Origin of the sequence: Aquirufa avitistagni, assembly GCF_042715545.1 — a bacterium.
Lineage (GTDB): Bacteria > Bacteroidota > Bacteroidia > Cytophagales > Spirosomataceae > Aquirufa > Aquirufa avitistagni.
In genome coordinates, this window is sequence record NZ_JBBKXZ010000002.1 from 486,256 (window position 1) to 509,246 (window position 22,991).

The following is a 22,991-nucleotide window of genomic DNA, read 5'->3' on the forward strand; positions in this document are numbered from 1 at the left end:
AATTCTAAACCTAGTAAACATTTCCATGAAAAAATTAGCCACCTGGTGTCTTCTCGGGACCATGTCGATGTCCCTATTAACCTCCTTTCATGTTGATCATACATCAATTAACTCCGCTGATTCGTTGCGCTTGCCTGCTGGCGTAGATCCCAACGATGAAAATTGGAAGGGTATTGACCTATCACCGAAAAATCCGATTCAGCCATTATCAGTTGAGGAAGAAGCCAAACGTTTCCAACTGCCTCCCGGATATAAAATCCAACCCGTTCTGACGGAGCCTGCGATCCAACAACCCGGAGAAATTGTCTTTGACGGAAACGGTCGTATGTATGTATTGGAATTACGTTCGTACATGCTGGACGCCGATTCCAAAAACGAACTCGAACCCATCAGCGTTATCTCGCGTTGGGAAGATAAAAACAACGATGGCGTTTATGAAACCGGAACGACGTTTGTGGACAAATTAATCTTCCCTCGTTTCGTACTCCCGTATGGGAAAGATGCCGTTTTGACCATGGAGTCGGATACCGATAACATCTACAAATACACGGATACGAATGGAGATGGGAAGGCCGACAAGAAAGAGCTATTTACCACGAAATATGGGCGGTCGGGGAATGTGGAGCACCAACAAGCCTTCTTGTTTTATGGCATGGACAACTGGCTTTACAGCACCGTAAATGCCTTCCGTATTCGTGAAACGCCGAATGGTATTATTCGCGAAAAGACCGGAGCAAATCGTGCGCAATGGGGAATCACCCAAGATGACAATGGAAAATTATGGTTTCAAGGTGGTGCTTCAGGCGTGCCTTCTCATTTCCAATTCCCAATTCAGTACGGAAATTATGATGTGCCTAATGAGCTAGCCAAAGGCTTCGAAGTGCCTTGGGGCGCTGCCGTAAAAGTAGCCGATATGCAAGGTGGAATGGATGAAATTCGCCAGCCCGATGGTTCACTGAATCGTGTGACCGGATCAGCTGGAAATGATATTTATCGAGGTGATCGTTTGCCGGCTTCGTTGCGAGGCCAACTATTTTATGGGGAGCCCGTTGCTCGTATCGTTCGTCAAATTAATCCCGTAGTGAAAGATGGATTGACGACTTTGCATAACGTCTTTCAAGACCAAAAAACAGAATTCTTAAAATCCACCGATCCCTTATTCCGTCCGGTTGATATGGCTACCGCGCCTGATGGGACGATGTATATTGTGGATATGTACCACGGGATTATTCAGGAAGGGCAATGGACACCAAAAGACTCCTATTTGCGATTGAAAATCGATCAATATCAGTTGGATAAAGTGGTGGGCCTCGGGCGAATTTGGCGCGTTACGTATGAAGGTCAAGAGCGCGATAAGAAACCGGTACGCATGTACGATGAAAAATCCGCGACGCTAGTTACCTATCTGAATCACCCCAATGGCTGGTGGCAGGACATGGCGCAGCAGGTTTTGGTCTTGCGCAAAGACAAATCGGTCGTACCAGCTTTAAAGCAAATGGCATTGAAAGGGTCGACGATGAATGGTCGAATTCATGCACTTTGGACGCTCGAGGGGCTGGGGGCTTTAACAGCGCCGACCGTCCAACAATTGGTTTCAGATGCAAATCCACGCATGCGAATCCAAGCTTTGAAAGCTTCCGAAACATTGTACAAAGCAGGAGATAAGTCGTTTGCCGCTACGTATCAAAAAAGCATGTTGGAAGCAGATCCTGAGGTAGCGATGCAAGCCATCTTCTCTGCGAAGTTTGTGAAGGTACCCGAACTAGCGGAACATGTGAAAGCGAGTATAGAAAAGCATCCAACGGGCGGGGTGAAGCTGGTGGGAGACCAAACCATCACACCTCCAAAACCACGTCAAAATGGACCGTTTAACGCGACTGAATTGAGTAAAGATCAGAAGGAAATTTTGGCACGGGGCGAATTGGTTTTCGCGGAACTTTGCTCGCAATGCCACGGCAATGATGGTATGGGGAAATCGATGGGGAATAATAAATTACTCGCTCCAGCTTTGGCAGGAAGTTTCCGCATACAGTCACATCCAGAATATGCGGTGCGGGTATTATTGCATGGTTTGGACGGCGTAGTAGATGGAAAAAATTATGCGGGAGGCATGATGCAACCGATGAAAGAGCAGTCGGATCAATGGATTGCTGATGTCGTTTCGTATATCCGTAACGGCTTGTCAAATGATGCGTCGTTTGTGACGGCTCAGCAAGTTGCTGCGATTCGGGCGAAGACTTCGAAACAAGCCTCGATGTACAAATATGAAGCCTTGATGAAAGTTGTTCCGCAAGAATTCCCAGCGGATGCGGCTTGGAAATTTACGGCAAGCAATACCGTTTCTACACGTGTGGGTGGCAATGCCTCCCCACGAAGTGCGACGAATTACGAGGGCTGGTCGACGGGTATTACCCAAGCTAAAGACATGTGGTATCAGATTGAATTTCCGCAGCCTTATACCTTATCAGAATTCCATTTTACATCAACATCCAATTTCAAACGTCCACCAAAGCCGACGCCGGGTGTGGCGCCAACCATGATCGCAACGTATCCGCGGCTTATGCATGTGGAAACTTCCGTGGATGGGGTTAATTGGAACACTCATGTGGCGAATTGGAAGGGAAAAGAAGGAGATAATATGGTGAGTTTTGATCAAGTCAAAACGAAGTATTTGCGCTTAAAATTAGGAGAGAGTCTGACGAAAGTGGCAGACGAAATTCCGTGGTCGATGCGCCAAGTGAAAATTTATGGACTTAAATAATAGATAATCGTATGAAATCAAATCGCAGAAATTTTATTCAGTCCTTGGGACTGGGTGCCGCATCGCTGAGCGTAGGCAAAAACATGTCTAGCACGGTTGCCGCTAGCGCGGATGACCAAGTATTATTCGTGGGGGATCAAATTGCCGTGGCTCAAACCGAATACGGTCAAGTTCGCGGATTTATTTTGCGTGGAATTAATCAGTTTTTGGGGATTCCGTATGGAGCAGACACGAGTGGTAAAAATCGGTTTATGCCGCCGCAAAAACCTGCGGCTTGGTCTGAGGTAAAACCTTGCGTTTGGTGGGGAAATACAGCTCCGCAAATCATGGAAAAGCGTTATGCAAATGCGTATGCCTCATTTGTCGATCATTGGAATTATGACGATGTTTCAGAAGATTGCTTGCGTTTAAATGTGTGGACGCCAGCCCTAGATTCAGTAAAACGTCCAGTAATTGTTTGGTTACATGGAGGTGGATTTACGAATGGAAATGCGATTGAGCAAGATGGGTATCATGGGGAGAATATTTCTCGCTTGGGAAATGTTGTTTTTGTTTCGATTAATCACCGACTAGGACCCTTTGGTTACTCGCATCTAAAAGCTGCTGGAGGACATCCTTCCTCTGGGAATGTTGGCAATTTGGATATGGTTGCGGCATTGGAATGGGTGAAAAATAACATCGCACACTTTGGTGGTGATGCAGGTAATGTGACCATCATTGGTCAATCGGGTGGTGGCGCAAAGGTGACGACGCTTATGAATATGCCGGCTGCCAAAGGCTTGTTTCACAAAGCAGTTGCCTTATCGGGAACTTCGCTAGGTGGTGTCAATAAAGAATATGCGGAGAAATTAGGCGTAAAGGTGATGGAGGAGGCCGGGTTGAAACCGGGGGAAATCGAGAAGCTCCAACAAATCCCTTGGCGTCAATACATTGATATTACGACGCGGGCGGTTGAAAAAATGAATGAGGAGGCTAAGAAAATGGGCATCGCACGTGGCGGTTTTTCACCGGTTGCAGATGGGGTGACGATGAATGACCAGCCGTTTTTTAGTGATCCAAACCACTTTTCGGCGGACATACCGTTGATTATTAATACGACGTTTCATGAGTTTAGTCCATCTCGGACGGATGCGAGTTTGGAATTGATTTCGCTCGCTGGGGTAGTTGACAAAATCAAACCCCGTTTTGGAGATCAATCTGTGGCTATTGTAGAAGCATTCCACCAGAATTTCCCGAATGCCAAACCAGTCGAAATTTGGGCGATGATTAATTCAAATCGTAAGGGTGCCATTGCCGCGGCGGATGCGAAATTTTCTCAAGGCAAAGCGCCTGTTTATGTTTCTTGGTTCGGCTGGCAGCCACCGCTTTTCGATGGCCGGATGCGCGCGTTCCATTGTGATGATATTTGTTTTTGGTTTTACAATACTGACTTGATGTTGACACACACCGGCGGAGGCAAACGTCCGCGGGCCTTGTCAACTAAAATGGCGAAGTCCTTTTTGAATTTTGTCAAAACGGGAAATCCAAACGGCGGAGGCTTGCCGAATTGGAAGCCGTATACCAAAGCTAATGGCGAGACAATGATTTTAGATGATCAGTGTGCGCTAGTCAATAATCCGGACGCTCAGGCGCGGAAGGCATTAGGTTAAGATGGATAGCCCGGTGGAGATACCGGGCTATTTAATTGTTGTTTGGAAAGGGGAAGCTGGCAGACCCTCGCGGTTAATTAGGTTGGCCCCTTCAGGATTATCTGCCCATGCGTAGCGTACCATCAAAGGTTCGGAAACTTCATCGCTCCAAACGACAACGCTATCCCCCTCGATAATCGCTTTTGCCCAAACGAATTTTTTATCTTTTCCGGCAATGGCAAAATAGGTAAGTTCATCTTCATCTTGCTTGTTGATGCTTAGCCCACTTCCCTTCTCGCTGAATTGAATTCTCACGCGATTTCCTTCGATGGTATGCGAGGCATAGATGGGGCCGGACGAGATTATATTTTCTCCGTAGGCTAATTTACGTGCGGCAAGGGCTAATCGTTCTCCAATCGGTTTTTTAGTTAGCGGGTGAATGTCATTCCATTCGCCTAGATCCAAAGTGACTGCCATTCCACTTTTGGGGATGGTCAAACTTTTTCGTTGGCCTTCACGCAAAACAGCCCAATTACTTTCGGATGGCAGAAAATTTCGATCTAGAAAACCGGGTAACTGTACATATAAAAAGGGGATTTCGGGCTGCTTGAATTGTGCTCTCCAGTCTTTGGCTAAGGCTGGCAAAAGGCGTTCGTAGATCTCGGGTTTTCCGGCATTGGATTCGCCTTGATACCAAACAATCCCTTTCAATCCATAGGAAGTGAAAGGTGCGATCATGGCATTGTAAAGGGAAGTTGGCGGAAATTGGTTAGGAGCTGGGGGGGCAAATTGGGGTGGGAAAACTTCGCCTACTTTATAATTCCAGTCACCTTGTAGGTCAAATGTTTGGTTACCTACCAGCATTTCATAGCGTTTATCGGGAACAAATCCGCCTTTCCCAGCCGTGTTTGTTACGCGAATAACTAGGAGATTTTTTCCTGCTTTTAGGAGTCCGGTTTTCACAGTATAGCGTCGCGGGGGATATTGGTAGGTGATATTTCCTACTTGTTCGCCATTGACGTATACTTGGTCTGCATCCACGATTCGGCCTAAAAATAAATTGGCCGGCATACCTGCTAGCGATGCTGGAATGTCGATTTCGCGTCTAAACCAAACAACGCCGTTTAAGTCTTTTAATCCTTGGTCTTCCCAATATCCGGGGATGGCAAAGCGTTTCCATCCTTTGGGTTGGTAGGATGGGTCGGCCCATTTTTCGGCAAGTCCGCGGTCTGCTGATTTTTTTTGCACTGCAGGCTGTGCGATGATTTTGCTGGTATCCTTCACATAGGCTGGGAATTCTTTTAGGCCGGCTTCGCTGATCCAGGCTTCGATGGGGGTTCCGCCAACGCTGGAATTGATAATGCCAATGGGCACTTGGTGTTTGGCATATAAATCCCGGGCAAAGAAATAGGACACGGCGCCCATTTTTAAGACGTTTTCGGGAGTCACGGGAATCCAGTTGCTCGCGGGTAATTGTGCTTGCACGTTTACTTTGGAGATGGCATTGGGGATAAAAAAGTTCCGAATCTGGGGATATTGAGCTTTCCTGATTTCCTCGGCATATAATTCTTTGACCCGCTCCATATTCAAAACCATGTTGGACTGCCCTGAGCATAACCAAACATCTCCAAATAGCACATCTTCCAATACGATTTCATTTTTGCCAGATAGCTTAAGGGTATGTGGTCCCCCCGCGGGGTATGCGGGTAATTGCGTTTGCCAATTACCTTGAGCATCTGCTTGCGTACGGATTGTTTTTTTGCCTAGTTGGACGCGAATTTTTTCATCCGGGCTTGCCCATCCCCATAGGGTCGTGGCTTGATCGCGCTGCAAAATCATACCATTACTAACGAGAGAGGGGAGTTTGATTTGGGCAAATGCATTTTGTCCAAAAATAAGTAGCAGGAATAGGGCCCAATTTTTCATCAGAATGTGTAGTTATTTTATCAGTTTTTATGCTCTTGAAGTACTTTTTTCCCCTTAGCTTTGGCAAACCTCCAAGGATTGCCAAAGCTCAAGCAAGAAGTCCCTTTCGGAGGTTTGCCAAAGTCGGCAGAAATCATTCCACGACAAACACGTATTTCCCGCTCACTAATTCCTGCATAAACGCATCCCCCTTCGCGACCCAATGACGCGAACCTTCCGTGATTTTCGCACTTTGCTTAACCGCTAAAGTCAATTGGGCCGATGTATTCGCTGGCACCTCAACGCTATACGTAACTCGACCGTTTTTCACCGACCAGCTACTCGAAATTTTCCCGTACATACTGGAAATATGGCCTTTGGCATAGGTTAAAATCCCTGTTGGATCCGGAACAGGACTTAAATAAAAATGCTTAAAGCCCGGGGAGTTTACATCCCGCTGGATTCCCAACGAATAATTGTACATCCAGCCGGCAACCGCCCCAAATGAATAATGATTAAACGAGTTCATACTATTATTCCCGCCAAAACCATTTTCAACCGTATACGAATTCAAGCGCTCCCAAATCGTCGTGGCTCCATTCGCTACCGAGTACAACCAAGACGGATACGTTTTTTGGGTCAATAAACGGTACGCCTCAGCATGTTGGCCATTTGCAGATAATGCCTCACTAATGGAAGCTGTTCCAATAAATCCAGTCATCAACGAATACCCGGGCCGCGCCACACCACCATCATCTGTATTCGAACGCTTCACCGTTTCCACCAATCCCGCAATGGCGTAAGGTTTGTTGGCCGCATCAAAAACGCCTAAAGCCAATGGAATTGCATAAGATGCTTGCGTATCCACCACCTGACCTTTGTCGGTTTTCCCCGTAACTGCTGCTGCGTTTGGTGGCCCCATGGAAGCAGTTTTTACACCTGATTTGACCGATTTATGGGTCGAGGCATCCATGTAAATGGTATTAAATAAGGCCTTGCGTGACGACGATTTTTTGTCAAAATTCACGGCGTCTGAATCGAAGCCTAAAATGCGCGCCACTTTTGACATTATATCATAATTATACGCTTGATAGCTCATCCAAAATGCGGTATTATCATTCTTATTCCCCTCCGGGCTCAACCAGTCACCCAGTGGCCCTTCATTCAAAATGCCTTCCGGATTCTGTTTGGACTCTAAAAAAGCCACATAACGCTTCATGGCATCATAGTGTTCTGCCAATAAAGCCTTGTCGCCAAATTGCTGATACGTCTCCCATGGAATCACAATCCCCGCACTTCCCCAAAGCGTTCCACCAAATCCTCCGCCCATCGGCGCCACATCCGTGAATCGCCCATCTGCCCGTTGGACATCCCGCATACCCTGTAAATGCCGACGTAAGAAATTGTTGACAGGCGCTAAATAAGTAGCCGTTTTGGAGAAAACATTGATGTCACCCGACCAGCCCATACGCTCATTTCGCGCGGGTGTATCAGTTGGAATAGACAAGAAATTTCCGCGCATCGACCAAGTAATATTGGTCCACAATTTATTCACCATCGGATCCGAAGTCTCGTAGGAAGAACTGATTTCACTTATTGAGGACAGCACAATTCCGGCAACTTGTGGCAAGGTAGGGGCTTGATCAATTCCCGTAATTTCCAAATATCGGTAGCCATGAAACGTAAAGCGCGGTTGGATATATTCATCGCCACCTTTCAACACGTAAATATCCTGCGCCAAAGCGGCGCGAATATTTTCCAGCATAATCATTCCTTTTTGCGAAGCATATTCGGCTAAATCCGGGTATAACATTTCGGCATATCTCAATGTGATCACCTGACCAGCTTTACCGTTTGGAATAAAAATCTTCGGAAAGCCAACCATATTTTGCCCCATGTCATAAACGAAAACACCTTTGCGAGGCTCTTGTATGGATTGCGCTTGCAAGACTTTGCGAACTTGCACGTGATCGTCGAGTTGGCCAACTAATTGCATTTGGCTGTAGTCGAGAATTTTATCTGTAAAGGCGGTTCCATCTAAACTAATGGAGGCGGCCGGTTTCCAGTTTTTGTCGATGTAGGAAGCGGTATGCCAACCCACAATGGCGGCTTCTTTTTGGGCATCATATACTTCGCCCTGAAAGAAACTTCCTATGCGAATGGGACCGTCGCCATAGGTTTTCCATTGAGATGGATTTGTATTGATGACTTGTTCTGTCCCATCCGTGTATTCAATAATCAGTTGGGCCAAAAGAGATTGTCTATCTCCAAAATAATTCCAATTTTCGCCACTATACGTAATGTTGCCTGACCACCAACCTTCGCTTAGCCAAGCTCCCCAGGCATTTTCGCCGGATGTAACGAGTGAGGTTACGTCAAAGCTTTGGTATTGATGTGTCTTATTATATTGTGTCAAACCTGGGTTGAAGTAGTCATCGCCGACGCGTTTCCCATTCAAATACAATTCGTAAATCCCGCGTGCTGTGGCATATATTCGGGCCTTTTTAATGGCTTTGCCGTTTGTTGAAAATTGTGTTCGCAACATCGGGGCGGCGTGTTGGCTTGGATTTGCTACGGTGAAAGTTCCGCTTATGCGAAACTTGTTTCCATCCCATCCTGGCCATAATCCAGGTTTTTCGGTAGCCGCAAATAGGACGTTACTCGGTTGGCGGAAATTCTTAATCTGCACATTGGAAAAATAGGCAGTTTCGCCGGCAGGAACTTGAAAGCCGATTTCGGCCAACATGGGATAGGAGATGAAGTTATTTCCCATGCCCACGGGATTAAGGTTAAAACCGGATGGTGCGTATGGGCTCGCATTTTTTGGACTCGGATTGACTTTATGATCTTTGTCTACTTGGTCAATATATAGATCGTATACGCCAAAATTACATGTCGCAAAAATAGTGTGTGCTTGATATTGATTAGCTTTTGATATGAGATTGGAAGGAATCGGGAAGCGGAATAAAGGTTTGTTGGCCTCATCCTTCGGATCATATCCAGCCCGATACACATTGAAAAATGCCTGCGTGGTATCTGCGATGTCTAATTCAAATCGGATATAAGATTCGTTTTTTCCACTCGCGACTCCTTGAATATTCAGATTTTTATTTTGTAACCTCGGGTCGTTTGCCCCAAAAACGAAGGATGCTTTTTTCGATTTAGTTGACTCGTCGAGTTGGATTTGGTATTGAATTTTATAGACAGAAAGGTAGTTGCTGTAGAGTGGCAAATCGTTTGATCCGATCCATTGGGCGTCGCGCCAGCCGCTTTGGAGGAGTCCCGTTTCGAATGTTGAATTTGCCGTGGTCATTCGATTTTTTTGGTCCCAAACTTGAACCGTCCACGTGTATTTTTGTCGGGCTTCAAGGGCTTTCCCTGCGTAGGAAATTCCAAGTGAATTGTCGGAATTGACTTGTTGGCTATCCCAAACTAATTTCCCTTTCTCATCTTTGACAAGAACACGATAGGCCGACTGTTTATCACCACGGTTGGCGGTTTTGCTCAGCATTTGCCAGGAGAAACGAGGTTTGGGTTCGTCCATTCCTACAGGCCGATCTTGGTATTCAACTTGGAGTTTGGTGAGGCTGACTTGAGCGAAGCTGGAAAGACTTAGCAAGGTCAGGCAAAAGATCTGGGCAAATTTCATATGCAATCGGTTTAGAAATCGAATGTACGTAAATTAACGAGAAGGATTATCCCTATTCGGGCTAGGATAGTTGGCCGTTTGCCAATCCCCAGACTAAAGTCTGGGGTTAAAAAGGGATTGGGTATCTGATTCCCCAGACTTCAGTCTGGGGTTATAATGCTAACCCTAGGCTTCAGCCTAGGGACTTATAAAAACTTGCGAATCTTTAACCAGTTCTCAAAATCCACGGTCCAGTTGTCGCTTGACGTATTATTCTTTCGCATGCCAAAACCGTGATTCCCATTTTCATATACGTGCAATTCGCTAGGGTGTTTGGAGGCGGTCCAGCGTTCGAATAAATGTATACTGTGTGGAGCGAATCCTAGATTGTCATCTGCGGCAACGGCAATAAACGCGGGTGTTTTTGCATTTGGCATAACTTTTCCGGTTACGGCATCGGCATAATGGTAGATGGGTGCGATGAAATTTGGTTTTAATTCTTGAGGTGCGGTTAATAAGACGTTCATCGTTAGTGTTCCACCGGCTGAGAAGCCCATAAAGCCCATTTTGTTGGGATCTATGCCCAGTACTTTCGCGTTTCCTTTCACATATTTAATCGCTTCGATACCATCTTGCGTAGCCATTTCCACGACAGGAGCGTTGATTTCATCCAATTTTTTGAAGTCTTTCATGAGTGGCATTAACTCCGCGAATGGGTTAGGACCATTAGATTTCACGACACGGTAGGTAAGTACGAATGCAGTGATACCTCGTTCACTTAGCCATTTGGCCACATCGTGACCTTCTGAATCGATGGATAAAATGTGGAAGGCGCCACCTGGTGCAATGATGATGGAGGTCCCATTTCCTTTGCCTTTTGCTGCGGGGTAAATGGTTAGGGTAGGTTCGGTGACATTGAACAACATGCGGTTGTTAGGCATTGGCGTGAATTCTTTCACTTCCCAGTTCCAATTTTCGGAGCCTGGAGCTTTGCCCGGATAGAGTTTAATGGTTTGTTGGCCTAAAGCCGAAAGGCTCAATAGAAGGAGTAAAAATGTTTTCATGTTCCGAATATACTTAATGTATCAAGATTAGACAATATTAAGATTGTTTCTATATTTGCTGTATTATAAACCCTTTAATCTCATTTTTATGAAAAAGTTAGTTGCGTTAGTGTTTGTTTTAATGTCATTGTGTTCAGCAACATCGTTTGCTAAGCTTCCGGATCCAACCGATTTTTTCGCTGGAAAATGGAAGTTTCTAGTTTTAGGCACCCCAAATGGTGATGCTACTTTTTCTACGGATTTGGTTCGTAAAGATGGCGCGTTAACTGGTGTTTTAAAGATTGTTGGTGATACTGCAGCGGAGCCTATTCAAATTGCGAAAGTGGAAGATGACAAGGATAAAGTTGTTGTTTATTTCACAGTTCAAGGGTACGATGTGAATTTAGAGTTGACAAAAGTTGATTCGGACAATCTTAAAGGATCCTTGATGGGTATGTTCGAAGCGAAGGCTGTTCGTGTGAAGGAATAATGCGAATCGCCGGAAAGGTATTTTTGCTCACAGGAGCAGGCAGTGGGATGGGGCGCGAAATGGCGCACCAGCTCATCGCCAAAGGGGCTAAAGTTGCTGCATTGGACATACACCTGCCCCAGCTGCTGGAGACAAAACAAATTTGTTCGGCGGATGACACTAATTTTTTAACGCTGGAAGTGGACATCAGCAATCGGGCTGCTGTGCTTGCTTTACCAGATCAGGTGATTGCTCATTTTGGGCATGTGGATGGAATTATCAATAATGCCGGAATCATTCAGCCTTTTGTACGGGTAAATGAGTTAAGTTTTGACGCGATTGAGCGCGTGATGGATGTTAATTTTTATGGCACCGTTGCAATCGTCAAGGCATTTTTGCCACATTTACTGGCCCGACCAGAAGCACACATAGTTAATATTTCTAGTATGGGTGGTTTTCTGCCCGTTCCCGGCCAAAGCATCTACGGTGCCTCCAAAGCCGCTATCAAATTATTTTCAGAAGGACTTTATACAGAATTGAAGGATACGTCTGTTCGCGTAACGGTTGTGTTTCCTGGTGCGATTGCGACAAATATTACGGGTAATTCTGGGGTTGAAGTTCCTTCTTCTCCGGGTTCTTCAGGGATGGTGGCCTTGCCTGCAACGGATGCCGCACGGATTATTTTAGCGGGTATGGTAAATAATCAGTTTCATGTTTTTGTGGGGTCTGACTCGAAATTCATGAATATTTTATGCCGAATTGCCCCTGAATTTGCGACGAATTTCATTCGCAAAAAAATGAAGGCCTTGCTTGGGTAGGCATTCCCCCTTACCTTTGCCAAACCTTGGAGGATTGGCAAAGGTAGCGAAAACTAAGGGGTAAAAGTCTCCACCATGGTTAATGCACGCTCGATGATTTGGTGCATATCGTAATACTTATATTCACCAAGTCTTCCTCCGAAATACACCTGCGATTCTGCAGCGGCTAGTGCTTGGTATTTACTAAATAACTCATTGTTTACGGCATCATTCACCGGATAATACGGCTCCGTTTTTCCCGCTTCATACGGCTCTGGATATTCGTAACTAATCCAGGTTTTTTCAGTCTCATTAAACTCAAAATGTTTGTGTTCAATAATGCGCGTATATGGAACCTCGGCATCTGTAAAATTCATAACCGCAACCCCTTGGTGATTGGGATATTCCTTTTTCACATGGTCAAAACGCGTGGTCTTGTACTCTAATTCCCCGTGCTGATAGTCGAAATACGAATCAATCGGGCCGGTGTAAATGACTTTATTGGCAAGCGCGTTATACGCGTCCTTGTCCGCCAAATAATCCACGTTCAATCGCACCTCAATTCCATCTAGTAATTTCTCAAAGATCTGCGTATAACCACCTTCTGGAATACCTTGGAAACGGTCGTTGAAATAGTTTGTGTCAAAGGTAAAACGAACCGGTAAACGCTTAATGATCTCTTTTGGCAACTCCTTCGGGTCTTTTATCCACTGTTTTGCTGTGTAACCTTTGATCAATTTTTCGTAGATGTCTTTACCTACTAATTTGATCGCCTGTTCTTCTAAATTTTGTGGTTCCCCCACGATGTCTTTCCCTTGTTCCGCAATGATCTTTTGGGCTTCTTCAGGGGTATTCACATTCCACAATTGGTTAAATGTCCACATGTTGAAAGGTAGCGCGAATAGCTCCCCTTTGTAATTCGCAATCGGCCGATTCGTGTAATGATTAAAAGTCGCGTATTGATTAATCCATTTCCAAACGCGCTCATTTGACGTGTGGAAAATGTGCGCACCATACACATGTAAGTGAATATCATCCCGTTTTTCGGTATAGCAATTACCGCCAATGTGTTCGCGCTTCTCAATGACCAAACATGAATATCCTTGATTCGTTAATTCCCGGGCACAAATACTGCCAAAAAATCCAGCGCCCACAATCAGGAAATCGTACTTTTTAGTCATGTTGATTAATTTTGCAATGTCAAAATTAGCTAATTTTCGCATGTCAGCGAACCCTTCTTTTCCTACCTTTGCCAATCCTCCAAGGTTTGGCAAAGGTAAGGGGGAATGGGCCCTATACGCAAACCTATTTCATGCGTTTATTGATTATTTTTTAACCACTCGCATATTAGTCAAACGAAATCCCACCGGAAGTGCCAGCATCGTCACGGCCATCGGGATGCCAAAAAGCCCATGGAAAAGAACTGAAAGTACAACCAAATATATTGGATACGTAAACAGCAATACCCCAAATAGCACCGAATCATAAAAAACGGTTCCCGCCGTACGACTCCACACATAATCGCTGACTAAGCGAAAAAAAGGCAAGTTTAAGTAGTAAAACAGCCCTTTTCGAAGGACCACTACCTCATCAGGCACGCGAACCAAACGAACCATTTGCTCCCGAACCGCCGCATTAAAATCCAAACGATGCCGCGCATGATCAAAAACCGCTTGCTCCGAAAACGACTCAATTGCCACATGAATCACTTTCCCGAATGCCCTAAAGTCCGAATACCCTAATCCCACCACATGTACCATGGGCTGAATGCCCGCGGCTTGGGCCGACTCCAATATTCGGGTTGCCCCTTTTTTGAAGGGTTGAATTTCGTGGGTTAATAAACAGATCCCCTCAATAAATATCAATAAACCATCGCCCCGACGAAGCACTTCGACCGATTCCTGAAATGTACCCTCATTTAAATGTAAATGCTCACGCCCCTCTCGTGCCCGATGAATCGGGATCATCCCGATCGATCGTAATAAAAATCCATAAAGTGGTTTTCGAAACACGTCCCCGCGAGCCAAAAAATGAAGCTTCCGCGGATAATATGCACCCAAAATCACAGCATCTAAAAATGAATCGGGATGATTAGCTACGATCAGCAGGGTTCCCCGAGCCGCCATCAACTCCGCACCCTCAATCCGAACCCGCGGACAGAAAATCCACAAAGCAAGACGTGCCACGAATTTTAGGATAGCAATCAAATTTTAACTTATTTTCCAGCAAGGTTCAAAATTTTCCGCATGCAAGCAAGTTTTCTATCCCTCGTCCTTTTGCCCTTAGCCATCGCCATAATTATGATTGGCCTAGGTCTATCGCTCACATTAGCCGATTTCAAGCGAATTTTTGTTTATCCGAAAGCGATGATCGTTGGCCTAATTACCCAAATGATCGTCCTGCCCGCATTCTGTTTTGGGATTGCCCTTGTAACAAATCTCCCTCCAGAACTAGCCGTGGGACTCATGCTTTTAGCCGCAGCACCCGGTGGGCCATCCGCGAATCTTTATAGCCACATGGCTAATGGCGACGTGGCACTAAACGTCTCACTCACCGCACTCAATAGTCTTTTATCCATCATCTCCATCGGAGTAATCGTTAATTTTTCGATGGCCTATTTCATGCAAGCAGACGCCTATGTTCCGCTTCAATTCCAAAAATTACTCGAAGTTTTTATCCTCATCGTCACGCCCATTGGCATCGGTATGGCCCTAAAATTTTATTTCCCTGCAAGGGCACTGCAAGCTGAAAAGTATGTAAAAATGGCCTCTGGGGCGTTTTTGGCACTACTAATCATCTTAGCCGGCCTCAAAGAAATCGATCATTTATGGGAAGATTTTGGGATTGTAGGAGGAGCCGCGCTACTCTTTAACCTAGGCTGTCTTGGTATCGGATATGGCCTCCCACTCCTGTTCAAACTCCCGCCAAAGCAAGCCATCGCCATCTCCATGGAAGTGGGAATTCACAATGGTTCTCTCGCGATTTACATCGCCCTCAGCATTTTACACAACGGGACCATGACCATCCCCGCCGTCGTTTATAGCCTCATCATGTTTATTACAGCGGCGATTTTTGCGTTTTGGTCGCAAAAGCGCATTGCCAATTGACCTTTTTGTAAGTTTGTGGCCATGAAAAATTTCCTATTCCTATTTGTTTGCACCTGCTTCCTATTCCCTGCATTAGGCCAAAAAGCTCCACTGCCCGTCGAAGTGATGGCTGGTAATAATCGCGCCAACCTACTTATTATCATCAATCGGCCTATCGACGCAGCTGGGAAATTCAATTTTTTCAATGTGACGGTGGGTGCTGCCGACTATCAAAATACGCCATCCGAAACCGAGATGGTGCTCAATAATTCAATCACCTATGGCCTTGGAAAAGGGTTTTATGCTGCATCAGGGTTACAATGGCATTATAAATTAGGGTTTGTGCCAACTGTCGGTTTTCAGTTTCTGAAGGCCAGTCCAGATTACCTAATCGTGATTTTTCCTACGTATAATTTCAAACCCGGACCTGCCCTAGAAACTGTGGCGCTCGCAGAATACAAACCAAAATTATCCGATAAATTACGGTTGTATACCCGCTTGCAAGGTTTATTCGTACAAGATATTAAAAATGATGTCCATGCGCGAAGCGGAACAAGCCTCCGAGTAGGACTGACGTTTGATAAATTTACCCTTGGGCTAGGTTCTAACTTTGACGCCTATGGGCCAAAGAAATCCGAAAAATCAAATCACGGATTATTCTTTCAAATGCGCTTATGATCCAAAAACTTGCACAACAATTAGCTGAAATGGAATCCATGATTCCGATGGCAGAAACCCAAAATTCGGGCATTTCCCATGCGTCTGCTGGCTGGCATCTCGCCCACAATATCTTAGTCATTAACCAAGTCACTTCAGCAATAGCGAAATCAGACCCGGTAAATTATAAGCCAAGATTTTCTTGGACCAAATTCATTATTTTCCTCACTAAAAATATTCCTCGTGGAAAAGCAAAAGCTCCTAAAGCTGTTGAGCCTACTCCAGATATGGATCTGCAAGAAGCGCTAGAACGGGCAAGTTTGGCCATCATTAATCTCATGAGCGTAGCGCCAAATCAGTTTTTCCCACACCCATATTTTGGTGATTTAAATCGTGACAAAACCATCAAATTTTTGTGGATTCATACTGAACATCACTTGAAAATCGTTCGGGATTTGCTGAAAAAATAAAAACGCTATCCGAATTTCAGACAGCGTTTTTTAGACTATACTTCATCAACAAACTAAATAACACTTTAAAGTAAAAATAAAAGTCTATCAATCCAATAGATTTTTTCGTTCCTCTATTAATTTATCCAGTTTTGAACGAATTTCGGGGGTCAACTCACCTACCAATCGTCGCGTCTCTAGCCCGATCGGAAATCCCATATTAGCCAATACGTATTTGGCACTTATCGGATATACATCGTGCATCAGCTGCATATGTTTACACATAAATTTTTGGATGTGATTTCCCTGTTCAGGTGCGCGACATAATTCGACAATGAGATCTGGGAAAAAATTACCTTGTATGCACGAGAGGCCCATGGAACCCGCTTGCAACGAGGCCGTCGCATGTTCTATATACGCATCATATAATCCAAAAACATGTCCTTTCCCCGCATTTATTTTCGCTTGAACATCCGTGAGCGAAAGCGAGGTATCCTTGTGATAACACAGGCGGCCTGTCGCCAATAAATCCTCCAAAACCGGCAAGCTAATCAAGCGTTTGTATGGTACCGGACATTCATATATGCCAAATGGAATTCCAGGAGTTAAGGCCAACCAGGCATGGACACGGGCTAAAAATTCCGCATCGGACTCCTCGGCAGAAACAAATTGATTATTTAAAATGATCACGGCATCCACGCCCAGCGCATATACCTGCTTCGAAAATTCAGCCATCTCCTCAATACTACCACCCAGTGTTCCTGTGGCGACAACAGGTACCCGGCCTGCCGCTTGTTTTACTACCGTATCGATGACCAATAAGCGTTCTGCTGAACTTAGTTCATACATCTCGCTCGACAAGCAATTGGCAAAAAGCCCTACGGCTCCATTGTCGAGATAAAACTCAGTCAATTGCCGCAAACAAGGAACATTTACTGCCATTTCGGGCGTAAATGGCGTTAGCATCACAGGTATAAATCCTTTTGGAATATTCATCTTTTTTTCAACCAAAATTGTACGAAAACACCTAAGCCTACGATGGTACATGTGCCCACGACTACCGTTAATTTGGCATCGAGTGGACTTTGAAAATCGGCAGGAAGCAGTTCTTTAAATGACATCCAAGCAATCACCAAAACCCCGCCTATTGCCGCTATTTTAGCTGCGGTATTGGATACATGTTTGGCTAAAAAGCCGAGTAAAAATATGCCCAGCATACCGCCAGCAAAGATGCCCGACAATTTCCACCAAACATCCAACAAGCTTTTCACGCCAATCATGCTAATACCAAAAACAATGCCTAAGCATCCCATGACCACCGTGGAAATGAGTAACACACGCAACTGTTTTTGTGGTGCCAAATCTGGCCGAACATAACGCAAGTAAATATCCTTCAAAAATACGGTCGCGGAGCTGTTCATCCCTGAACTCATTGTACTCATTCCGGCAGACAAAAGTGCGGCAAGCAACAGCCCAAGTAGGCCTTTTGGAATTTGGGTTTTCATGAAATAAGGCAATACCCGATCGGCGTAGTCGGTGACTTTCAGCGTCTCAATACCCATATTTTTTTCCAAAGCCACCTGCTGTTTTAGCTCCAAAATGAGCGCTGGATTTATGTCGTAGTAGGCGTATAATGCGGTGCCGATAAAGAAAAACAAAAATGAAACAGGGATGTAATACAATACGCAAAGCCAAATGCTTTTGGCCGCATCCTGAGTATTCTTAGCAGTATGGTAACGCTGAATGTAGTTTTGGTCTATACCGAAATTGGTCAAATTAATGAAAAATCCATAGCTCAAAATCACCCAGAATGAACTCGTTGTTACGTCTGGTGAGAAGCTCCCCAAACTGAATTTCGTATCGCGTTGCCCAATCGCAAGCACATCAGAAAAACTTATTTGACTCGTAATGATAGCTAGAATTAAAAGCGCCCCTAAAGTTTTTAAAATCGCCTGAATTACTTCGGTCCAAATTACCGCTTCCATGCCGCCCAAAACCGTATAACAAATAATGACCAAGCCCGAAACCAAAATAATGCCCTCCATCTGAATGCCTGTTAGTGCGTTAATTGTCAGCGCGAGGCCATAGAAAATGGTTCCCATGCGGGCCAACTGCGTCATGATAAAACACACCATCGCATACGTCCGGGCCCAAGCCCCGAAACGTTCCTCTAGATGCGAATAGGCACTAATCGCCTCTCCATTTCGGTAAAATGGAACGAAAAGTTTGGTGGCTACAATGGCGGCTAAGGGGATCGAAAGACTAAATACGAAGGGACTCCAGTTGCTTCCAAACGATTTTCCCGGGTCGCCCAGAAAGGTAATCGCACTCAAAAATGTGGCATAAAAGCTTAATCCGAGGGCCCAACCAGGAATCTGGCCAGAAGCCGTCGTAAATTGTTCTGAACTTTTGTTTTTTCGTGAGAAATATATCCCCACCCCAATCATGCTGAGGAGGTAAATTCCAATAATCGCAAGGTCCAGATTTGACATTTTATAAGGTCATGATGACGTGCTTAATTTTCTTTCTTTTCCACGTATAGGTGATGTGGACCTTACCGTCAGAAGCTTCAATAACGACTGGATAGGAGAATTCGCCACCCGGCTCATTTTCCAAAACTGCGATATCTTTCCAGGTTTGTCCATCCGAGGAAATCGCCACATTTAGCGGGCTGCGGCCTTTTTTCGTGTTGTTATAGACGATGATATGTCGGCCATCGCGTAAGGTTACTGCATCGATTCCCGAGTTTGGATTGGGCAGGGTGGTTGGCGCTAAGGCCGACCAGCTTTTGCCGTTGTCATCCGAGGTGCTTTGGAGGATGAAGTCATTTTCGGACCTGCAAACTAGCTGAAGTTTGCCGTTTGGCAATTTCAAAATACTTGGTTGGATGGCGGAAGTCGTAACGCCATCATTTAATGCGGCTGTGCGCGACCACGTTTTCCCGCCGTCTTTGGTGAATTCCATGTGTATACGCCAGTTATTATCCTCAGAACTTGAAGGACATAATAGGGTGCCATCGGCTAATAATTCTGGTTTATTTTTGATTGGGCCAAAGATGTCTTTGGGCAGGCGTTCAGCTGCCGACCAGCTTTTCCCGCCATCCGTTGACCGCTTTAACATGCCCCACCATGCGTCTGGCGCGGGGCCGTCTTTGTAAAACAAAATGAGTTCTTTGCCCGGCATTTGGAATAATACAGGGTTCCAAAGTGGATAGCGTTTCCCGTTCCCCTGTATGCCGTTTGCGACTTCTACCGGTTTTGTCCACGTGCCATTTCGAAAATAACTAAACCAAATGCCCACATCGGGATGGCGCTCATGTGTGCCACCAAACCAGGCAGCAGCAATTCCATCAGGTGTTTCCACGAGTGTAGATGCATGGCTAGAAGGGAAGGGTGCGTTTTCGTAAATGAAGCCGGCTTGTTCGATTTTTTGGGCGTAAACACGCGGCAAAGCCATGCCCAGCAGGCAGAGTAGTACTAGTTTTTTCATAGGTTTAGCAAGTCCTCGCACGGTATTGTCAATCGGCAGAGGCATAACAAAGCTAAATGGAAAAAAATAAAATCAAATAGCTTGGCCTAAAAATATCAACTAGGAAATCTCAATCCCGATGTCGCTCAATAAACCTGCCAAACCATCCTGTGAAAATTTGGCTTTTTTTAATCGATTCAATGCCGGGGAAATGGTATAATTAATTGCCGAACGGAAGTCGGCCTTCTCCAATACCGTCCGATCAAACAGCGCTCCAGCTAAATCACATGCGTCGAAATTCGCTTCAGAAAAATCGGCTTCGGTAAAGTCCACTTCGTGGAGGATGCAGTTCTGGAAGCTTGTTTTTTTACTCTTCGTTTGATAAAAAGAAGATAAGTTCAAGACACATTGGGTGAATTGGTATTCCAATAAAAATGGGTTGCATGCTTCAAAATGGAGTCCTTGCATTTTGCATCCTTCAAATGTCACCTGCTGCAAAGAAGTACCGCTGAGCTTGGCCAAAGACAGATTGCAGTCCTCAAACCGACAATCCACAAACTGGAAATTCTTTAAATCGGCACCTTCCAGATTGCACGAACGGAAAGTGCAATGTTCATATTCACCATAGGCAAGCGAAGTGCATTTTTCGAAAATTTGGTCGGCGATATACGGTTTCTCCATGCGACAAAAATACTAAAATTCAGGGGAGGCCGTGGTTTGATTCTCAAAAAAAACACGCATTTTTACAAAAAACCAACGACTATGAAAATCAACATGTTGCTCTTGGCCCTAGTGGTCAGCTTGCCTACTTTGGCGCAAAAATTATACACCTATCCGATTGGTGTTCAGGCATATACCTTTCGAAAGCACTTCCCAACGAGCACGGAAAAAACGTTAGACATCATCAAAAACATGGGAATTACGGAGCTGGAAGGTGGTGCGACTAAAGGCTATACCCCAGAACAATTCAAGCAATTATGTGCGGATCGTGGCATCAGCATTCCATCTACAGGAGTAGATTATAATGAACTTGCGAACCCACAAGCAGCGGTAGAACGTGCCAAAATCCTGGGGTCAAAATTTGTTATGTGTGCGTGGATTCCGCATAAAGGCACCGACTTCACCTTGGAGGATGCGCAAAAGGCGGTAGCGCTTTTTAATTCAGCGGGAAAAGTGTTCAAGGAGAATGGCATTACGTTTTGCTACCATGATCACGGTTATGAGTTTCATGCTTATGAGGATGGGACTTTGATGGATTACATCATCAAAAACACAAATCCGGAGTATGTTTCTTTTGAAATGGATGTGCTTTGGACGATGCATGGCGGTGGCGCGGATATGCCGGTGAAATTATTGAAAAAATATCCAAACCGCTGGAAATTAATGCACGTAAAAGATTTGCGTAAAGGGGTGGTAGGGAATTTGACTGGTGGTACACCTGCAGAAAATGATGTTCCGGTAGGAACAGGTCAGGGGAATTGGAAAGCCATTATCAAATTGGCCAAGAAAAATGGCATCGAGCATTGCTTTATTGAGGATGAAAGTGAGAAAGAATTGGAATATGTTCCGATGAGCATCCAGTATTTGAAAAGCTTATAATAAATTCTTTATTTTTGACGGGTGGACTCATAGCACATGGGCCACCCTTTTTTTATGAAAAAAATCGTCCTTTTTTGCCTACTGGCTTATTCCACATTCGCGCAGGAACAGCATCGCCCGCGCCTTCATTTTACTCCGCCGAGTATGTGGATGAATGATCCCAATGGCTTGTTCTATGAAAATGGGACGTATCACTTGTATTATCAACACTATCCCCAAGGTACCGTTTGGGGGCCTATGCATTGGGGGCACGCGACAAGCACGGATTTGTTGCGATGGAAACACCAGCCGATTGCTTTGTATCCGGATTCACTTGGATTGATTTTTTCGGGTTCTGCTGTGGTTGACCGTCAAAATACGGCTGGTTTTGGCAAAGATGCTGTTGTGGCTATTTTCACATCGCACAACATGGAATGGGAAAAAGCGGGACGTATTGATCGCGAAAATCAAAGCATTGCCTTTAGTAACGATCATGGATATGTGTGGACTAAATATGCCGGGAATCCTGTGTTGAAAAATCCCGGAATTGCAGATTTTCGAGATCCGAATGTGTCATGGTATGCTCCAGGGAATAAGTGGATTATGGCTTTGGCAACGCAAGACCGCGAGACATTTTATTCATCGAAGGACTTGAAAACCTGGACGCGGGAAAGTGATTTTGGGGCAGGTTTTGGTGCGCACGGCGGCGTTTGGGAGTGTCCAGATTTATTTTCGATGGAAGTAGACGGTAAGGAAAAATGGGTTTTGTTGGTGAGCATAAACCCGGGTGCCCCGAACGGCGGTTCGGGTACACAGTATTTTGTGGGGGATTTTGATGGGCATCAGTTTGTGCCACAGGATGAGGAAACGCGCTGGATTGATTTTGGTCGGGATAATTATGCGGGTGTGACTTTTCATGAAACGGGTAAGCGGAGAGTTTTTTTAGGTTGGATGTCAAACTGGGATTATGCCACGGTCGTGCCTACGAAGTCATGGCGCAGTGCCAATACCTTGCCGCGTGATTTGGCCTTAAAAAATATCAATGGAAAATATTTTATCAGCTCGACGCCCATCGATTTACCAGTAGAGTCTGCGATAAAGTTAGCCGCGGGGAAATCAATGAAAGCTTCTTCCGCCTTGTTGCGTATTTCCGCAAAGGGGCAAGCGGTTCAGGATTTTTCCATCGTTCTAGCGAATGCCAAAGGTGAGCAGGTAACCATGGGATACGAAAAATCAACTAATCGTTATTTTGTAGACCGTAGGCAGTCTGGAGATTTTTCATTCAGTTCGAAGTTTTCGAGTCGCGATTATGCGCCTAGAATCAGCCAATCGGCTACTATAGATTTTCAAGTGATCACGGATGTGGCGTCTGCGGAAATGTTTGCGGATGGTGGGCTAACGGCTATGACGACGATTTATTTCCCTACAGAGGAATTTAAGGTTGTTTCGGCGAAGGGAATTTCGGTGGATGTAGAGACGGTAAAGCCTATTTTGTAGGCCAGTTTTTTATCAGTTTTTAGGC

Annotated in this window: 18 protein-coding genes; 9 read left to right on the forward strand and 9 right to left on the reverse strand. The window is 45.2% G+C overall.

Annotation, left to right across the window (positions count from 1 at the left end; translation table 11 throughout):
• The first annotated feature begins 25 nt into the window (after positions 1–25).
• Positions 26–2,761, forward strand: a complete 2,736-nt coding sequence (locus tag U0R10_RS07900) for a DUF7133 domain-containing protein (protein WP_377983420.1) — start codon at positions 26–28, stop codon at positions 2,759–2,761.
• Positions 2,762–2,772: 11 nt separating this feature from the next.
• Entirely contained in the window at positions 2,773–4,410 is a 1,638-nt protein-coding gene (locus U0R10_RS07905) for a carboxylesterase/lipase family protein (protein ID WP_377983421.1), read from the forward strand.
• A gap of 27 nt (positions 4,411–4,437) precedes the next feature.
• Here the strand turns inward: U0R10_RS07905 and U0R10_RS07910 are convergent, their stop codons facing one another.
• The 3 genes from U0R10_RS07910 to U0R10_RS07920 all read right to left on the reverse strand — a co-directional run bounded on the left by U0R10_RS07910 (position 4,438) and on the right by U0R10_RS07920 (position 10,986).
• Entirely contained in the window at positions 4,438–6,315 is a 1,878-nt protein-coding gene (locus tag U0R10_RS07910; RefSeq protein WP_377983422.1) for a sialate O-acetylesterase, read from the reverse strand.
• 133 nt (positions 6,316–6,448) lie between these two features.
• A complete protein-coding gene (locus U0R10_RS07915; protein ID WP_377983423.1) occupies positions 6,449–9,943 on the reverse strand; it encodes a family 78 glycoside hydrolase catalytic domain in 3,495 nt (1,164 codons plus the stop codon).
• Between the two features lie 185 nt (positions 9,944–10,128).
• Positions 10,129–10,986 (reverse strand): alpha/beta hydrolase, encoded by an 858-nt coding sequence (locus U0R10_RS07920; protein WP_377983424.1) that lies wholly within the window; start codon positions 10,984–10,986, stop codon positions 10,129–10,131.
• A gap of 88 nt (positions 10,987–11,074) precedes the next feature.
• Between U0R10_RS07920 and U0R10_RS07925 the strand changes: the two genes are divergently transcribed.
• Both U0R10_RS07925 and U0R10_RS07930 read left to right on the forward strand, forming a co-directional pair.
• Positions 11,075–11,455: a hypothetical protein gene (locus tag U0R10_RS07925; protein WP_377983425.1), complete on the forward strand. Its 381-nt coding sequence runs from the start codon at positions 11,075–11,077 to the stop codon at positions 11,453–11,455.
• The gene (locus tag U0R10_RS07930; RefSeq protein ID WP_377983426.1) at positions 11,455–12,252 is read left to right on the forward strand and encodes an SDR family NAD(P)-dependent oxidoreductase; all 798 of its coding nucleotides are present in this window, start codon (positions 11,455–11,457) and stop codon (positions 12,250–12,252) included. The genes U0R10_RS07925 and U0R10_RS07930 overlap by 1 nt, the downstream gene beginning before the upstream one ends.
• Before the next feature lie 53 nt (positions 12,253–12,305).
• On the opposite strand, the gene glf is transcribed toward U0R10_RS07930, so the two are convergent.
• Together glf and U0R10_RS07940 are read right to left on the reverse strand one after the other, a co-directional pair.
• On the reverse strand, positions 12,306–13,412 hold the full coding sequence (gene glf, locus U0R10_RS07935) for a UDP-galactopyranose mutase (protein WP_377983427.1): 1,107 nt from the start codon (positions 13,410–13,412) through the stop codon (positions 12,306–12,308).
• A gap of 144 nt (positions 13,413–13,556) precedes the next feature.
• Positions 13,557–14,417, reverse strand: a complete 861-nt coding sequence (locus U0R10_RS07940; RefSeq protein WP_377983428.1) for a 1-acyl-sn-glycerol-3-phosphate acyltransferase — start codon at positions 14,415–14,417, stop codon at positions 13,557–13,559.
• Positions 14,418–14,477: 60 nt separating this feature from the next.
• Between U0R10_RS07940 and U0R10_RS07945 the strand changes: the two genes are divergently transcribed.
• The 3 genes from U0R10_RS07945 to U0R10_RS07955 are packed head-to-tail and all read left to right on the forward strand — an operon-like array spanning position 14,478 to position 16,444.
• Positions 14,478–15,338 carry a bile acid:sodium symporter family protein gene (locus tag U0R10_RS07945; protein ID WP_377983429.1) on the forward strand — a complete coding sequence of 287 codons (861 nt, stop codon included), beginning with the start codon at positions 14,478–14,480 and terminating at the stop codon, positions 15,336–15,338.
• A gap of 21 nt (positions 15,339–15,359) precedes the next feature.
• Entirely contained in the window at positions 15,360–15,995 is a 636-nt protein-coding gene (locus U0R10_RS07950; RefSeq protein WP_377983430.1) for a hypothetical protein, read from the forward strand.
• A complete protein-coding gene (locus U0R10_RS07955; RefSeq protein ID WP_377983431.1) occupies positions 15,992–16,444 on the forward strand; it encodes a DUF1569 domain-containing protein in 453 nt (150 codons plus the stop codon). Before U0R10_RS07950 ends, U0R10_RS07955 begins: the two co-directional genes overlap by 4 nt.
• 87 nt (positions 16,445–16,531) lie before the next feature.
• On the opposite strand, the gene U0R10_RS07960 is transcribed toward U0R10_RS07955, so the two are convergent.
• The 4 genes from U0R10_RS07960 to U0R10_RS07975 form a co-directional block, all read right to left on the reverse strand.
• Complete coding sequence (locus U0R10_RS07960; RefSeq protein ID WP_377983432.1) at positions 16,532–17,419, reverse strand: dihydrodipicolinate synthase family protein; 888 nt, start codon at positions 17,417–17,419, stop codon at positions 16,532–16,534.
• Positions 17,416–18,915 carry a sodium:solute symporter family protein gene (locus U0R10_RS07965; protein WP_377983433.1) on the reverse strand — a complete coding sequence of 500 codons (1,500 nt, stop codon included), beginning with the start codon at positions 18,913–18,915 and terminating at the stop codon, positions 17,416–17,418. Before U0R10_RS07965 ends, U0R10_RS07960 begins: the two co-directional genes overlap by 4 nt.
• A 1-nt stretch (position 18,916) precedes the next feature.
• Positions 18,917–19,912 carry a sialidase family protein gene (locus U0R10_RS07970; protein WP_377983434.1) on the reverse strand — a complete coding sequence of 332 codons (996 nt, stop codon included), beginning with the start codon at positions 19,910–19,912 and terminating at the stop codon, positions 18,917–18,919.
• Positions 19,913–20,011: 99 nt separating this feature from the next.
• Positions 20,012–20,572 carry a pentapeptide repeat-containing protein gene (locus tag U0R10_RS07975; protein WP_377983435.1) on the reverse strand — a complete coding sequence of 187 codons (561 nt, stop codon included), beginning with the start codon at positions 20,570–20,572 and terminating at the stop codon, positions 20,012–20,014.
• 81 nt (positions 20,573–20,653) lie between these two features.
• Between U0R10_RS07975 and U0R10_RS07980 the strand changes: the two genes are divergently transcribed.
• Both U0R10_RS07980 and U0R10_RS07985 read left to right on the forward strand, forming a co-directional pair.
• Positions 20,654–21,490, forward strand: a complete 837-nt coding sequence (locus U0R10_RS07980) for a sugar phosphate isomerase/epimerase family protein (RefSeq protein ID WP_377983436.1) — start codon at positions 20,654–20,656, stop codon at positions 21,488–21,490.
• Positions 21,491–21,544: 54 nt separating this feature from the next.
• The gene (locus tag U0R10_RS07985; RefSeq protein ID WP_377983437.1) at positions 21,545–22,966 is read left to right on the forward strand and encodes a glycoside hydrolase family 32 protein; all 1,422 of its coding nucleotides are present in this window, start codon (positions 21,545–21,547) and stop codon (positions 22,964–22,966) included.
• The last annotated feature ends 25 nt before the right edge of the window (positions 22,967–22,991 follow it).